Source organism: Pseudomonas sp. AC463, from assembly GCF_979253585.1.
Window position 1 is genome coordinate 1 of record NZ_CEEDDZ010000029.1, and the last position, 13451, is coordinate 13451.

General features: G+C 61.6%; 14 protein-coding genes. 13 read left to right on the forward strand and 1 reads right to left on the reverse strand.

The window, feature by feature from the left end; all coding sequences use genetic code 11:
• The first annotated feature begins 366 nt into the window (after positions 1–366).
• The 10 genes from AC0IYH_RS26795 to AC0IYH_RS26840 all read left to right on the forward strand — a co-directional run bounded on the left by AC0IYH_RS26795 (position 367) and on the right by AC0IYH_RS26840 (position 9109).
• Positions 367–1293, forward strand: a complete 927-nt coding sequence (locus AC0IYH_RS26795) for a glutamate/aspartate ABC transporter substrate-binding protein (protein ID WP_116628482.1) — start codon at positions 367–369, stop codon at positions 1291–1293.
• Positions 1294–1485: 192 nt separating this feature from the next.
• Complete coding sequence (locus AC0IYH_RS26800) at positions 1486–2232, forward strand: amino acid ABC transporter permease (RefSeq protein WP_116628483.1); 747 nt, start codon at positions 1486–1488, stop codon at positions 2230–2232.
• Positions 2232–2903: an amino acid ABC transporter permease gene (locus AC0IYH_RS26805; protein WP_471837077.1), complete on the forward strand. Its 672-nt coding sequence runs from the start codon at positions 2232–2234 to the stop codon at positions 2901–2903. The genes AC0IYH_RS26800 and AC0IYH_RS26805 overlap by 1 nt, the downstream gene beginning before the upstream one ends.
• Positions 2900–3634, forward strand: coding sequence for an amino acid ABC transporter ATP-binding protein (locus tag AC0IYH_RS26810; RefSeq protein WP_049709764.1), 735 nt, complete (start codon positions 2900–2902; stop codon positions 3632–3634). Before AC0IYH_RS26805 ends, AC0IYH_RS26810 begins: the two co-directional genes overlap by 4 nt.
• Positions 3635–3743: 109 nt before the next feature.
• On the forward strand, positions 3744–5645 hold the full coding sequence (gene aauS, locus AC0IYH_RS26815; protein WP_122773605.1) for a two-component sensor histidine kinase AauS: 1902 nt from the start codon (positions 3744–3746) through the stop codon (positions 5643–5645).
• Positions 5642–6979: a two-component response regulator AauR gene (gene aauR, locus AC0IYH_RS26820; protein ID WP_116628486.1), complete on the forward strand. Its 1338-nt coding sequence runs from the start codon at positions 5642–5644 to the stop codon at positions 6977–6979. The genes aauS and aauR overlap by 4 nt, the downstream gene beginning before the upstream one ends.
• A complete protein-coding gene (locus tag AC0IYH_RS26825) occupies positions 6979–7317 on the forward strand; it encodes a GlpM family protein (protein ID WP_471837080.1) in 339 nt (112 codons plus the stop codon). The genes aauR and AC0IYH_RS26825 overlap by 1 nt, the downstream gene beginning before the upstream one ends.
• 105 nt (positions 7318–7422) lie before the next feature.
• The gene (locus AC0IYH_RS26830; protein ID WP_471837082.1) at positions 7423–8343 is read left to right on the forward strand and encodes an arginase family protein; all 921 of its coding nucleotides are present in this window, start codon (positions 7423–7425) and stop codon (positions 8341–8343) included.
• Positions 8340–8720 carry a DMT family transporter gene (locus AC0IYH_RS26835; protein WP_116628489.1) on the forward strand — a complete coding sequence of 127 codons (381 nt, stop codon included), beginning with the start codon at positions 8340–8342 and terminating at the stop codon, positions 8718–8720. The genes AC0IYH_RS26830 and AC0IYH_RS26835 overlap by 4 nt, the downstream gene beginning before the upstream one ends.
• The gene (locus AC0IYH_RS26840; RefSeq protein ID WP_116628490.1) at positions 8717–9109 is read left to right on the forward strand and encodes a DMT family transporter; all 393 of its coding nucleotides are present in this window, start codon (positions 8717–8719) and stop codon (positions 9107–9109) included. Before AC0IYH_RS26835 ends, AC0IYH_RS26840 begins: the two co-directional genes overlap by 4 nt.
• A gap of 405 nt (positions 9110–9514) precedes the next feature.
• Here AC0IYH_RS26840 and AC0IYH_RS26845 read toward each other — a convergent pair whose 3' ends face one another.
• Positions 9515–10285 (reverse strand): MipA/OmpV family protein, encoded by a 771-nt coding sequence (locus tag AC0IYH_RS26845; protein WP_471837084.1) that lies wholly within the window; start codon positions 10283–10285, stop codon positions 9515–9517.
• Between the two features lie 216 nt (positions 10286–10501).
• Here AC0IYH_RS26845 and AC0IYH_RS26850 point away from each other — a divergent pair, with 216 nt between their 5' ends.
• Genes AC0IYH_RS26850 through AC0IYH_RS26860 form a run of 3 tightly spaced genes read left to right on the forward strand, consistent with a single transcriptional unit; the run spans position 10502 to position 13450 of the window.
• On the forward strand, positions 10502–11200 hold the full coding sequence (locus AC0IYH_RS26850; RefSeq protein WP_471837086.1) for an MtnX-like HAD-IB family phosphatase: 699 nt from the start codon (positions 10502–10504) through the stop codon (positions 11198–11200).
• Entirely contained in the window at positions 11193–12587 is a 1395-nt protein-coding gene (locus AC0IYH_RS26855; protein ID WP_315417495.1) for an aspartate aminotransferase family protein, read from the forward strand. The genes AC0IYH_RS26850 and AC0IYH_RS26855 overlap by 8 nt, the downstream gene beginning before the upstream one ends.
• Positions 12584–13450, forward strand: coding sequence for an alpha/beta fold hydrolase (locus tag AC0IYH_RS26860; protein ID WP_122773601.1), 867 nt, complete (start codon positions 12584–12586; stop codon positions 13448–13450). The genes AC0IYH_RS26855 and AC0IYH_RS26860 overlap by 4 nt, the downstream gene beginning before the upstream one ends.
• Position 13451 lies beyond the last annotated feature (1 nt).

Consider the following 13451-nt stretch of genomic DNA (forward strand, 5'->3'; position numbering starts at 1 on the left):
GAAATACAAAACGCCCGATGCGGTGCATCGGGCGTTTTGAGACTGAAACAGGTGTAAACCTATTTCAGGACTAGACAATTGGTTCCCTGGTGAATCAGGCAGGCGGCCTTCAGCGCATTCGGTTTTCCGAACAGCATAACCCCTACCATTCGGTTTGCCGGACCGATGCGTTATATATTTACCGTCATACAAAGTTAATTTGCATATAAATCAGTACTTTATGCTTTTACTACGGGTATGGCACGACTCATGCTCTACACTCCTAGACGATTGCCTGGGACGCCTCAGGAGCCGTCACGGGCATTCGCTGTACAAGAGAGCCGTTTAGCCGGCTTCATAAAAAAAACAAATGTCGAGGAAGTATTGATGCGCATCGTTCCCCATATTCTGGGCGCAGCTATCGCTGCTGCTCTGATCAGCACTCCAGTTTTCGCCGCCGAACTCACCGGCACGCTGAAGAAGATCAACGACTCCGGCACCATCACTCTCGCTCACCGCGACAGCTCCATTCCGTTTTCCTACATCGCAGATGCTTCGGGTAAACCCGTGGGCTACTCCCACGACGTTCAACTGGCTGTCGTCGAGCAACTGAAAAAAGACCTGAACAAGCCCGACCTGAAGACCAGGTACAACCTGGTCACCTCGCAGACTCGTATTCCGCTGATCCAGAACGGCACTGCGGACCTTGAGTGCGGCTCCACCACCAACAACGCCGAACGCGCCCAACAAGTCGACTTCACCGTCAACATCTTCGAAATCGGCACCCGCCTGCTGGTCAAGAAAGACAAGGATGGCAAGCCGTCCTACAACGATTTCGCTGACCTCAAAGGCAAGAACGTCGTGACCACCGCCGGCACCACGTCCGAGCGCATCATCAAGGCGATGAACGCCGACAAGCAGATGGGCATGAACGTCATCTCCGCCAAAGACCACGGCGAGTCCTTCCAGATGCTCGAAAGCGGCCGTGCCGTTGCGTTCATGATGGACGACGCCCTGCTGGCCGGTGAAGAAGCCAAGGCGAAGAAGCCGGACGACTGGGTCATCACCGGTACTCCACAGTCCTTCGAAGCCTACGCGTGCATGGTTCGCAAAGGCGATCCAGACTTCAAGAAAGCCGTGGATGGCGCCATCACCGCCCTGTTCAAGTCCGGCGAAATCAACAAGATCTACAGCAAATGGTTCGAGAGCCCGATTCCACCTAAAGGCCTGAACCTGAACTTCCCGATGAGTGAAAAGGTTAAAGAGCTGATCGCCAACCCAAGCGACAAGCCAGCGCCTGACGTAAAAATCTGACACTGATCTAACCTTATCTCCTGAGGGAGCAACCCTCCCTCAGGCGTCTGTAATTACCTGCTGGCTTTTTTTGGAACACTCGACCTGGCGGTTTTCGAGCCGATCGCGTGTGTCTGGCGTTCACCGTCAGACGGGAATGGACTTTCCCCAAGCGGGTGCTTGTACATCGATCGATCTCGAGGGGAGACCCTAATGAATTACAACTGGGACTGGGGCGTGTTCTTCAAGTCCACCGGCGTTGGCAGCGAGACTTATCTCGACTGGTACATCGCCGGCCTGGGCTGGACCATCGCCATCGCTGTCGTGGCATGGATCATCGCCTTGCTGCTGGGCTCCATTCTGGGGGTCATGCGTACCGTGCCAAACCGCCTCGTAGCGGGCATCGCGACCTGCTACGTGGAACTGTTTCGTAACGTGCCGCTGCTGGTTCAGCTGTTCATCTGGTACTTCCTGATACCCGACCTGCTGCCGCAAAACCTGCAGGACTGGTACAAGCAGGACCTGAACCCGACCACCTCGGCCTACCTGAGCGTTGTCGTGTGCCTGGGCCTGTTCACCGCCGCCCGTGTGTGTGAGCAAGTACGCACCGGCATCCAGGCGCTGCCACGTGGCCAGGAAGCTGCCGCGCGTGCCATGGGCTTCAAGCTGCCGCAGATCTACTGGAACGTGCTGCTGCCCCAGGCCTACCGCATCATCATTCCGCCGCTTACCTCGGAATTCCTCAACGTGTTCAAGAACTCCTCCGTGGCGTCCTTGATCGGCTTGATGGAACTGCTGGCGCAAACCAAGCAGACCGCCGAGTTCTCGGCCAACCTGTTTGAAGCCTTCACCCTGGCCACGCTGATCTACTTCACCCTGAACATGAGCCTGATGCTGCTGATGCGCATGGTCGAGAAGAAAGTCGCCGTGCCCGGCCTGATCTCCGTGGGGGGTAAATAATGGAACTCGATTTCACTGGCATCATCCCCGCCATCCCGGGCCTGTGGAACGGCATGATCATGACCTTGCAATTGATGGTCATGGGCGTGGTCGGCGGTATCGCCCTGGGCACGGTGCTGGCGCTGATGCGCCTGTCGTCCAGCAAACTGCTGTCGCGCCTGGCCGGCGCCTACGTGAACTACTTCCGCTCGATCCCGCTGCTGCTGGTGATCACCTGGTTCTACCTGGCGGTGCCGTTCGTGTTGCGCTGGATCACCGGCGAAGACACCCCGATCGGCGCGTTCACCTCCTGCGTCGTGGCCTTCATGATGTTCGAAGCCGCGTACTTCTGCGAGATCGTGCGGGCCGGCGTGCAGTCGATCCCCAAGGGCCAGATGGGCGCAGCGCAAGCGATGGGCATGACCTATGGCCAGACCATGCGCCTGATCATCCTGCCCCAGGCGTTCCGCAAGATGACCCCGTTGCTGCTGCAACAGTCGATCATCCTGTTCCAGGACACCTCGCTGGTCTACACCGTGGGCCTGGTGGATTTCCTCAACTCCGCCCGCTCCAACGGCGACATCATCGGCCGCTCCAATGAGTTCCTGATCTTCGCCGGTGTCGTCTACTTCATCATCAGCTTTTCCGCCTCGCTGCTGGTCAAGCGTCTGCAAAAAAGGTTTGCCGTATGATCTCTATCAAGAACATCAACAAGTGGTATGGCGACTTCCAGGTGCTGACCGATTGCAGCACCGATGTCAAAAAAGGCGAAGTGATCGTGGTGTGCGGGCCGTCGGGCTCGGGCAAATCCACCTTGATCAAGTGCGTCAACGCGCTGGAACCGTTCCAGAAAGGCGACATCGTGGTCGACGGCACCTCCATCGCCGACCCGAAGACCAACCTGCCGAAACTGCGTTCGCGCGTGGGCATGGTATTCCAGCACTTCGAACTGTTCCCGCACCTGACCATCACCGAAAACCTGACCATCGCGCAGATCAAGGTGCTGGGCCGCAGCAAGGAAGAAGCCACCAAGAAAGGCCTGCAACTGCTTGAGCGCGTGGGCCTGTCGGCGCACGCCCACAAGCACCCAGGCCAACTCTCCGGCGGCCAACAGCAACGTGTGGCGATTGCCCGCGCCCTGGCCATGGACCCGATCGTCATGCTGTTCGACGAACCGACCTCGGCCCTGGACCCGGAAATGGTCAACGAAGTGCTCGACGTGATGGTGCAACTGGCCCACGAAGGCATGACCATGATGTGCGTGACCCACGAAATGGGCTTTGCGCGCAAAGTGGCCGACCGCGTGATCTTCATGGACGCCGGCAAGATCATCGAAGACTGCCCGAAAGAAGAGTTCTTCGGCGACATCAGCGCCCGCTCCGAACGCGCGCAGCACTTTCTTGAGAAAATCCTGCAGCACTAAGTACTACTGCGCGCCCTCTGCAGAAACAGGTCCAATGTGGGAGGGGGCAAGCCCCCTCCCACACCGGACCGAGCAGGCCGGCAGCTCTGGTTGACCCAAGGCATCTGTGATGAAATGCGACCCCAACCAATTTCGCGCCGCACCGCCATCACTTGCCGTGAAACCTCGTCTGATTCGCCAACTGTTCCTGCCGCCGCTGATCATCGCCCTGATGATCGGCCTGGGTTATATCGGCTTCTGGGTCAGTGAGTTCTATGGCATCCGCACCCTCAGCGACACCGGTGAACGCCAGCTGGAGCTGCACGCACGCACCGTCGAAAGCGAACTGAGCAAATACACCTACCTGCCCAGCCTGCTGGAACTTGAGTCCAGTGTCTCCAAGCTGCTGGCCGACCCGAACCAGCAAACCCGGCAGCCGGTCAACGATTACCTCGAAGGCCTGAACCGACGCAGTCGCAGTCGGGCCATCTACGTGATGGACACCACCGGCCGCGTGCTGGCCACCAGTAACTGGCGCGATGCCGACAGTTACCAGGGTGAAGACCTGTCCTTCCGTGCCTATTTCCAGAATGCCGTGCGCGGCCAGCCCGGGCGCTTCTACGGCATCGGCAGCACCAACGGCGAACCCGGCTACTACCTGGCCCATGGCCTGGAAGAGCACGGCAAGATCATCGGCGTGGCCGTGGTCAAGGTGCGCCTCGAAGCGCTGGAAGATCGCTGGCAGCGCGCACGCCTCGAAGCCTTTGTGAGCGACGAAAACGGCATCATCATCTTGTCCAGCGACCCGGCCCGGCGCCTCAAGGCCGTGCGCCCGCTGAGCAATGAAACCAAGGACCGCCTGGCCCACAGCCTGCAATATTACTGGGCGACGCTGAACGAGCTGGAACCCCTGGCCCGCGAGCGCCTCAACGAAGGCACCGAGAAACTGACCTTCCCGGCCAACAGCGAAGTGGTCAACGACGAGCACGCAGTCAGCTACCTCGCGCAAACCCGGCCGCTCAACGACACACCGTGGAATTTCACCCTGCTCACGCCGCTCAACGACCTGCGCCGCGCGGCAATCAACCAGGGGATCCTGGTGGCCGTGGCGTTTGGCCTGGTGGCGTTTTTGCTGATTGCCTGGAACGAACGGCGCAAAGTCATCGCCACCCGCCTCGCCGCGCGCGAAGCCCTGCAGGAAGCCAATAGCCAACTGGAGCGACGGATTGCCGAACGCACCGCCGACCTGCGCGCCAGCAACGAACGGCTCAAGGGCCAGATCCGCGAACGCCGACAGGCCGAAGAAACCCTGCGCCGCGCCCAGGATGAGCTGGTGCAGGCCGGCAAGCTGGCGGCCATCGGGCAAATGTCCACCAGCATCGCCCACGAATTGAACCAGCCCCTGGCCGCGCTGCGTACGCTGTCGGGCAACACCGTGCGCTTCCTCGAACGCGGTGCGCTGGACACGGCCAGCACCAACCTCAAGACCATCAACGAACTGATCGACCGCATGGGCCGCATCACCGCCAGCCTGCGCTCCTTTGCCCGGCGCGGCGATGACCAGGGCGAAGCCAACCTCGGCAAGGCCGTGGACGCCGCGTTCCAGGTCCTCGGCGCGCGCCTGGACGGCCTGCCGCTGAGCGTGCACCGCGTATTCAGCCCTGCGCAGTTGCAGATCGACCAGACGCGCCTGGAGCAAATCCTGGTCAACCTGATCGGCAACGCCCTCGACGCCATGCAGGCGCAACCCTTGCCCGAGCTGTGGCTGGAAGGCAGCAGCAGCGAGGGCAAGTATCGCCTGCTGGTGCGCGACAACGGCCATGGCATTGACGCCGAGGCCCGCAAGCATTTATTCGAACCGTTCTTCACCACCAAACCTGGCGAGCAAGGCCTGGGCCTGGGCCTGACCCTGTCCGCCAGCCTCGCGGCGGCCACCGGCGGCAACCTCGCCGTGGAACACCCGGCCAGTGGTGGCACGGCCTTTGTCCTGTGCCTGCCGCTGGCGGGTACTCAACAAGCTGAGTCGACATGAATATTGAATCCCAAGACCTCACCGTGCTGATCGTCGAAGACGACCCCCATGTGCTGCTCGGCTGCCAGCAGGCCCTGGCGCTGGAAGATATTCCCAGCGTGGGCGTGGGCAGTGCCGAAGAGGCCTTGAAGCGCATCGGCGAGAACTTTGCGGGCATCGTCATCAGCGACATCCGCTTGCCGGGCATCGACGGCCTGGAGCTGCTCACGCGCCTCAAGGCGCTGGATAAAAGCCTGCCGGTGGTGTTGATCACCGGGCACGGCGATATCTCCATGGCGGTCGGCGCGATGCGCAACGGCGCCTACGATTTCATGGAAAAACCCTTCTCCCCCGAGCGCCTGGTCGACGTCGCCCGCCGCGCCCTGGAGCAGCGCGGGCTGGCGCGGGAGGTCTGGTCGCTGCGCCGTCAGCTGGCCGAGCGTGATTCGCTCGAAGGTCGCATCATCGGCCGTTCGCCGGCCATGCAGAACCTGCGCGAGCTGATCGCCAACGTCGCCGACACCTCGGCTAACGTATTGATCGAAGGCGAGACCGGCACCGGCAAGGAACTGGTCGCGCGCTGCCTGCATGATTTCAGCCGGCGCCACGCCCACCAGTTTGTCGCGCTGAACTGCGGCGGCCTGCCGGAGAACCTCTTCGAAAGCGAGATTTTCGGCCACGAAGCCAACGCGTTTACCGGCGCCGGCAAACGCCGCATCGGCAAGATCGAACACGCCCATGAAGGCACGCTGTTCCTCGATGAAGTGGAAAGCATGCCGATCAACCTGCAGATCAAATTGCTGCGGGTGTTGCAGGAACGCACCCTCGAACGCCTGGGCTCGAACCAGAGCGTGGCGGTGGATTGTCGGGTGATCGCTGCCACCAAATCCGACCTCGACGAACTGAGCCGCGCCAACCAGTTCCGCAGCGACCTCTACTACCGTCTCAACGTGGTGACCCTGGAGCTGCCGCCCCTGCGCGAGCGCCGTGAAGACATCCTGCAACTGTTCGAACACTTCCTGCAGCAATCCTCCCTGCGCTTTGACCGCACGGCGCCGGAGCTGGACAACCAGACCGTCTCCAGCCTGATGAGCCACGATTGGCCCGGCAACGTGCGTGAGCTGCGCAACGTCGCCGAACGTTTTGCCCTCGGCCTGCCCGCCTTCAAGAAAAGCGGCGCCAGCAGCGGCAGCCATGGCCTAGCCTTTACCGAGGCGGTGGAAGCCTTTGAACGCAACCTGCTGGTGGACGCGCTGCAACGCAGCGGCGGCAACCTGACCCAGGCCAGCCAGGAACTGGGGATGGCCAAGACCACCCTGTTCGACAAGGTCAAAAAATACGGGTTGAGCCACTGATGGATCTGTTCTTGAAGGCCGCCCTCGGCGCGGCCGTGGTGTTGATCCTGGCCGCCCTGGCCAAGACCAAAAACTACTACATCGCCGGGCTGGTGCCGCTGTTTCCAACCTTTGCCCTGATCGCCCACTACATCGTCGGCAAGGGCCGTTCGGTGGACGACTTGAAGACCACCATCCTGTTCGGCATGTGGTCGATCATCCCGTACTTTGTGTACCTGGCGACCCTGTACGTGCTGGTCGACCGCCTGCGCCTGGAAACCTCGCTCGCCGTGGCGGCCGTGGCCTGGCTGATGGCCGCGACGGTGTTGGTCAGCGTGTGGGTACGCGTGCACGCCTGACCCCTGGCCCGCGCCTTGCATTCACCCTGCAAAGCCCATTCGGCTGGGGTTCATGAGTGATGAACCCAGTATCAGAACGGGCGCTGCCATGGGTGAAACACTGCCGTGAACATTCTTGACCTCGACCACAGCCTCACCGGCCAGGCGCCGATTGCCAAGCGCCTCGCCAGCGGCCAGGCCACCCGCCTGGACCTGCTGGACCTGGGCCCCAAACTGCGCCTCTGGTCCACCGAAAAAACCTACAAGCACTTTGCCGAACGCCTGGCCACGCGGCCTCGGCCCACCTGTGCACGGCCGGAAATTTTCTTTGTCGGCTCCGGCGATTATCACCACCTGACCCCGGCATTTCTCGCCGACCTTAAAGAGCCCATCAGCCTGATTCACTTCGACAACCACCCCGACTGGGTGCGCTTTGCGCCCAAGCGCCACTGTGGTTCGTGGGTCAACCGTGCGTTGAAAATGCCGGCGATCAAACGCATCGTCACCCTCGGCCCGTGCAGCGATGACCTGCATAACCCGCAACTGCGCGGCGGCAACCTCGCGGCCCTCAAGCGCGGGCAATTGCAGCTGTTTCCCTGGCAGCATCCGCCGTCGAAAGTCTGGGGCCGGGTCGGCGACGGCGCCGGCCACCAGCAGCAGGAAAACCACCTGCACTGGCGCAACCTGGCCGAGCTGGACTGGGCCGCGTTTCTCGAGCAAATGATCAGCAGCCTGCCCACCGACGCGATCTGGATCACCCTCGACAAAGACGTGCTGGCCTGCGAAGACGCGGCCACCAACTGGGACCAGGGCGGCATGCGCCTGACCCACTTGCTGCAAGCCCTGCGAGCCCTGGCGGCGCGCAAGCGGATCATCGGCATCGACGTGTGCGGCGAGTTCGCCACGCCGGCCTTCAGCAACGCATTCAAGCGCTGGGAGGCCAAGTCCGACCAGCCGCCCCCCGAGCGCTGGAGCGCGGCGGACTTGCAACGCAATGCCGCCACCAATGCAGCCCTGATCGACCTGTTTGAGGAGCTGTTCCCGTGACCTTGACCGTGGTGTTGCTGGTGGCGTTTTCCATCGTGCTCGATGTGATCGGCCAGCTGTGTTTCAAGCTCGGCCTCGACCGCTTGCCCGAGCTGGAAGGCGGCTTTCGCCTGAATGCGTTCTGGGGCCAGGTGTTCAATGCACCCTTGCTGTGGGCCGGGATCGGCGCCTACGTGATTGAGTTTTTCGTATGGCTCGAAGCCCTGTCCCGCGCGCCGCTGAGCCTGTTGTTTCCGGCCGCCGCGCTGGCGTATTGCGGCGTGGTGCTGGCGGGCAAGCTGGTACTCGGCGAAACCGTCAGCCGCCGTCGCTGGATGGGCACGCTGGTGATTACCTTGGGGGTGATGTTGGTGGCGATTGCAGGGAGTCAGGCATGAATTCGCACGCGTGGTTGCATGGGCGCATCGGCACGGTAGTGCTGTGGGCGTTGCTGATCTGCACCGAGAGTGCCGGGCAGTTATTTACCAAAGTGGCTGGCGACCAGTTGGGCCAGATGGATTTCAATTGGTTATGGCTGGCGGATGTCGCGCGTAACCCGGGGATATTGGCGGCTATTGCCTGTTATATCGGTGCGTTTTTCGTGTGGATGCTGATCCTGCGGCGCAGCAGTTTGTCCCTGGCCTTCCCCCTGAGTTCGCTGGTGTTTGTGGTGGTGTTGCTCGGTTCGTGGCTGGGGTTGGGGGAGCATATCAGCCCGCTGCACTGGGCCGGGGTGGCGGTGATTATCGGCGGCATCGCGCTGCTGGCCGAAGGCGAAGAAAACTGATATCGAGCATGCAATACCGGTCGGCTCTAAGGCCGCCGCGCTTTTGCTTTTGATCTCGAATCGCCCCGTCAAACACGCTGGCCGAACGTAGGCTTGAATCCGTGGGTAACCCGGCAGGACGCCGGGTTAGCCGCGCTGGGCCAAGGATGGCCCATCGCGGCGGCCCACGGATTCAAGCCTGCGTTCGGGCACACCGAGCCTAGGCGAGGTGCCAAGTGTTGGGGCGAAGCGTTTTTGGTTACTTTTGGCGCTCTTCCAAAAGTGACCCGCTGTAAGAGCGGAACCAATATCAGCCGTTACTTCAACAACGGATATGTACACCGACAATCCGCCATCGGGGGCAAGTCGAATCGTCGCACCGCCCCTCCCACCTTTTACCTCCATAGATCATTTGATCTGCACACATCAGTCAAAGGTATAGCTGATCGCCGTCTGCACCTGGCCCTGGTTCACGTCGCCGGTCTGCTTGACGATGCTGCTGTCGGCCGCCGAGCCCACCAGGTGGACCCAGCTGGCGCTGGTCAGGAGGGACCAGTTGGGCGCCAGGGGGAACTGGAAACTCTGGGTCAGCGTGACGTTCTGGAACCCGCCGCTGGCGTTGTACGGCTTGAAGCCGGTGGCCGCCGCCTCGTTGTCATCCACGCCGAAGTAGGTCTGGGTCTGGCGCGCGTCGGCAAAATTCGCCGCCAGGCCACTGCTGCCGATAATGCCTCCCCCTAGCGGATAACCCAGTTCGCCACCGACCTTGCCCAGCGCGCCACTCTGCGAGTGCCCGCCGCCCACCGCCTGCCCCAGTCGCGCATAGACCCGCCAGAAGTCGGCCGGCGCGTATTGCACAAACCCGCCCACTTCAGCCATGTCCGACACATTGCGCAGCCCTTGCAGCGAGCCGTTGGAGGTGCGCCCCTGCAAGTAATTGATGTAGGGGCCGGCGGTAAAACCTTGGGTATTCAGCGCGCTCCAGGTCAGGCCGTCATCGGTGCTGAGGCTGACGTTGCCCCAGTCCAGGTCCAGGTACGGCACGGGGCGCGTTTCGTAGCGGCTGCCGGTCGGGTCATGGGGCTGGTAGCTGACGCCCGCGCCGACATCACCGGTGATCGGGCCTGCCACCACGCTGCTGGAAACGCCCCACAGCCCCAGTAAACAGGCGACGACAGCAGAAGTTGGCTTGAGCATGGAGCGGTTTCCTTGTGTGGACATACGCGCATGAACGCGCGAAGGGCTGCCTCCACGCAAGCACTCATCTTGTTTGTAGCAAGCTACAAAAATTGTAGCTTGCGCGACACAAACCCAGGCGCGCGCCCAGCCCCGCTGGGCTTTGGCCAGTTGGCACAGCCCCTGCACTACCCCACTTGCAAGCGCACAGAGCGCGCTCCTCTTAGGGTAAACGCAATGATCCACTGGCATATCGTGTGTGACTTCGACGGGACCATCACCCCCACCGACGTCATCGACAACGTCCTCCAACGCTTCGCCGGCCCCGAGTGGGAAACCATCGAACAGGAATGGCTGGACGGGCATATCGGTTCACGCGAATGCCTGAGCCGCCAACTGGCGCTGATCAAGGCCACACCCAGCGAACTGCTGGCGTACTTCGACAGCGTCGAGATCGACCCGGACTTCCCCGATTTCGTCGATCACGTGATCGGCCTGGGCGCGTCCCTCGAAGTGGTCAGCGACGGCATCGAGCAAGGCATCGCGCGGATCCTGTCACGCAATTACGTGACCTTGCTGCCGATCCTCGCCAACCGCCTGCGCCAGGTCGACCAGAACAGCTGGCGCATCGACTTCCCCTACGCCAGCGACGCCTGCCGCGCCGCGTCGGGCAACTGCAAATGCAAATCCACGCCGCGCAACAAGCGCGTGCTGGTAATCGGCGACGGCAAGTCCGACATGTGTGTGGCTTCCACCGCCGACTTCGTGTTCGCCAAGGGCAGCCTCGCCGACTACTGCCTGGCCAACCACATCCCTCACGCGCGCTTCGACACCTTCGCCGAAGTGCCTGCATTGCTGGCCCTGCTGCCCCAAGGCATCGCCGCCAACGCCACCTCCTTTACTGCTGACAACCAGGAAATTTTCCATCATGTCTGATATCCGTATCGCTACCGCCGAAGACCAGATCCTTCTGGATAAAGAAGCCAAATACTGCTCCTACGGCGACACCGTTCACTACATCGAGCCGCCGCGTATTTTCAGCCGTTGCGAAGGTTCCTACGTGTGGGACACCGAAGACCAGGCCTACCTCGACCTGCAAATGTGGTACTCGGCGGTCAACTTCGGCTACGCCAACCCGCGCCTGAACAACGCGCTGAAACAGCAGATCGACACCCTGCCGCAAATCGCCAGCCAGTACCTGCACAAAGGCAAGATCGAGCTGTCGGAAATGATCGCGGTCGACGCCAAGAAAAAATTCGGCCTCGACGGCCGCGTGCACTTCAACGTCGGCGGTTCGCAGTCCATCGAAGACTCGCTCAAAGTGGTGCGCAACGCCACCAACGGCAAGAGCCTGATGTTCGCCTTCGAAGGCGGCTACCACGGCCGCACCCTCGGCGCTTCGTCGATCACCTCCAGCTACCGCTACCGCCGCCGCTACGGCCACTTCGGCGAGCGTGCGCAGTTCATCCCGTTCCCGTACCACTTCCGCGGCCCCAAAGGCATGACCAAGGAAGAATACGGCAGCCACTGCGTGCAGCAATTCGCGCGGCTGTTCGAGACTGAATACAACGGCGTGTGGGACCCGAAAGTCGGCCAGAGCGAATACGCCGCCTTCTACGTCGAGCCGATCCAGGGCACCGGCGGCTACGTGATCCCGCCGATGAACTTCTACCGCGAACTCAAGCAGGTGCTGGACCAGCACGGCATTTTGATGGTCTCTGACGAGATCCAGATGGGCTTCTACCGCACCGGCAAACTCTGGTCGATCGAGCACTTCGACGTGCAACCGGACGTGATCGTATTCGGCAAGGCGTTGACCAACGGCCTCAACCCATTGGGCGGCATCTGGGCCCGTGAAGAGTTGATCAACCCGAAAATCTTCCCGCCGGGCTCCACCCACTCCACCTTTGCCTCCAACCCATTGGGCACGGCGGTAGGCCTGGAAATGTTCAAGATGACCAACGAAGTCGATTACGGCGCGATGGTCATGGCCAAGGGCAAATACTTCCTCGAAGGCCTGCAGGATCTGCAAAAACGCTTCCCGATCATCGGCGACGTCGACGGCCTGGGCCTGGCCCTGCGCTGCGAAATCTGCGGTCCGGACGGCTTCACGCCAGACAAGGCTACCCTGGACTACATGGTCGAAGAAGGCATGAAGGGCGACATGGTGGTAGACGGCCAGAAACTCGGGCTGATCCTCGACGTGGGCGGCTACTACAAGAACGTGATCACCCTGGCGCCGTCGCTGGAAATCAGCTACCCGGAAATCGACCTGGGCCTGAAGCTGCTTGAGCAACTGCTGGTGCGGGCGACCAAACGGTGAAGCTTGCAGAGATCGACCTCGGTGAAGGTGATGCCGGCTTCGTTCTCGGTGAAGGTCCGGTCGGGATCCTGTTGATCCACGGCCTGACCGGCACGCCGACGGAATTGCGCCAGGTCGCCAAAGGCCTGGCCAAGGCGGGCAACTGCACGGTGTACGTGCCGACCCTGGCCGGGCACTGCGGCGACAACAGCGACTTGCAGGCCACCGGCTGGCGCGACTGGTACGAAGGCGTGCGCAAGACCTTCGTGCAGGTGCGCCAGCGGCATGCGCAGGTGTTTGTCGGCGGCTTGTCCATGGGCGCGGTGATGTCGATGTATGTGGCGGCCGAACACCCCGGGCAAGTCGCCGGGCTGCTGATGTATTCCACCACCTTGAAGTACGACGGCTGGAGCATCAACAAACTGGCGTTCCTCACGCCGTTGCTGATGAAGATCCCGTTCGGCGTGCACATCTGCAGCTTCGAAGAGAAATCGCCCTACGGCATCAAGAACGAACGCCTGCGGGCCATCGTCGAACGGCAGATGAAAGAAGGCGAAAGCAGCCAGGCCGGTTTGCTGACCATGGAGGGCATCACCGTGCGCGAGTTGCACCGCATGAATGCCGTGGTCAAGAAACGCATGCCCGAGGTCCAGGTGCCGGCGCTGGTGTTGCACTCCATCGAGGACGACATCACCAGCCGCTGGAACGCCGACTACGTGGAACGCCACCTCGGCGGACCGGTGACCAAGATCCTGCTGGACAACTGCTACCACATGATCACCGTCGACCTGCAATACCGCCGGGTGATCGAGTTGAGTGCGGAGTTTGTCGAGCAGCATGCCGAGGCCATCCAGGCCGCTCAAGACTATCGACAGCGGGCATAAG

Bases quoted from the DNA above. Each gene is read 5' to 3' on its own strand.
- AC0IYH_RS26795 (WP_116628482.1), top strand. From the start codon at position 367: ATGCGCATCGTTCCCCATATTCTGGGCGCAGCTATCGCTGCTGCTCTG.
- AC0IYH_RS26800 (WP_116628483.1), top strand. From the start codon at position 1,486: ATGAATTACAACTGGGACTGGGGCGTGTTCTTCAAGTCCACCGGCGTT.
- AC0IYH_RS26805 (WP_471837077.1), top strand. From the start codon at position 2,232: ATGGAACTCGATTTCACTGGCATCATCCCCGCCATCCCGGGCCTGTGG.
- AC0IYH_RS26810 (WP_049709764.1), top strand. From the start codon at position 2,900: ATGATCTCTATCAAGAACATCAACAAGTGGTATGGCGACTTCCAGGTG.
- aauS (WP_122773605.1), top strand. From the start codon at position 3,744: ATGAAATGCGACCCCAACCAATTTCGCGCCGCACCGCCATCACTTGCC.
- aauR (WP_116628486.1), top strand. From the start codon at position 5,642: ATGAATATTGAATCCCAAGACCTCACCGTGCTGATCGTCGAAGACGAC.
- AC0IYH_RS26825 (WP_471837080.1), top strand. From the start codon at position 6,979: ATGGATCTGTTCTTGAAGGCCGCCCTCGGCGCGGCCGTGGTGTTGATC.
- AC0IYH_RS26840 (WP_116628490.1), top strand. From the start codon at position 8,717: ATGAATTCGCACGCGTGGTTGCATGGGCGCATCGGCACGGTAGTGCTG.
- AC0IYH_RS26845 (WP_471837084.1), bottom strand. From the start codon at position 10,285: ATGCTCAAGCCAACTTCTGCTGTCGTCGCCTGTTTACTGGGGCTGTGG.
- AC0IYH_RS26850 (WP_471837086.1), top strand. From the start codon at position 10,502: ATGATCCACTGGCATATCGTGTGTGACTTCGACGGGACCATCACCCCC.
- AC0IYH_RS26855 (WP_315417495.1), top strand. From the start codon at position 11,193: ATGTCTGATATCCGTATCGCTACCGCCGAAGACCAGATCCTTCTGGAT.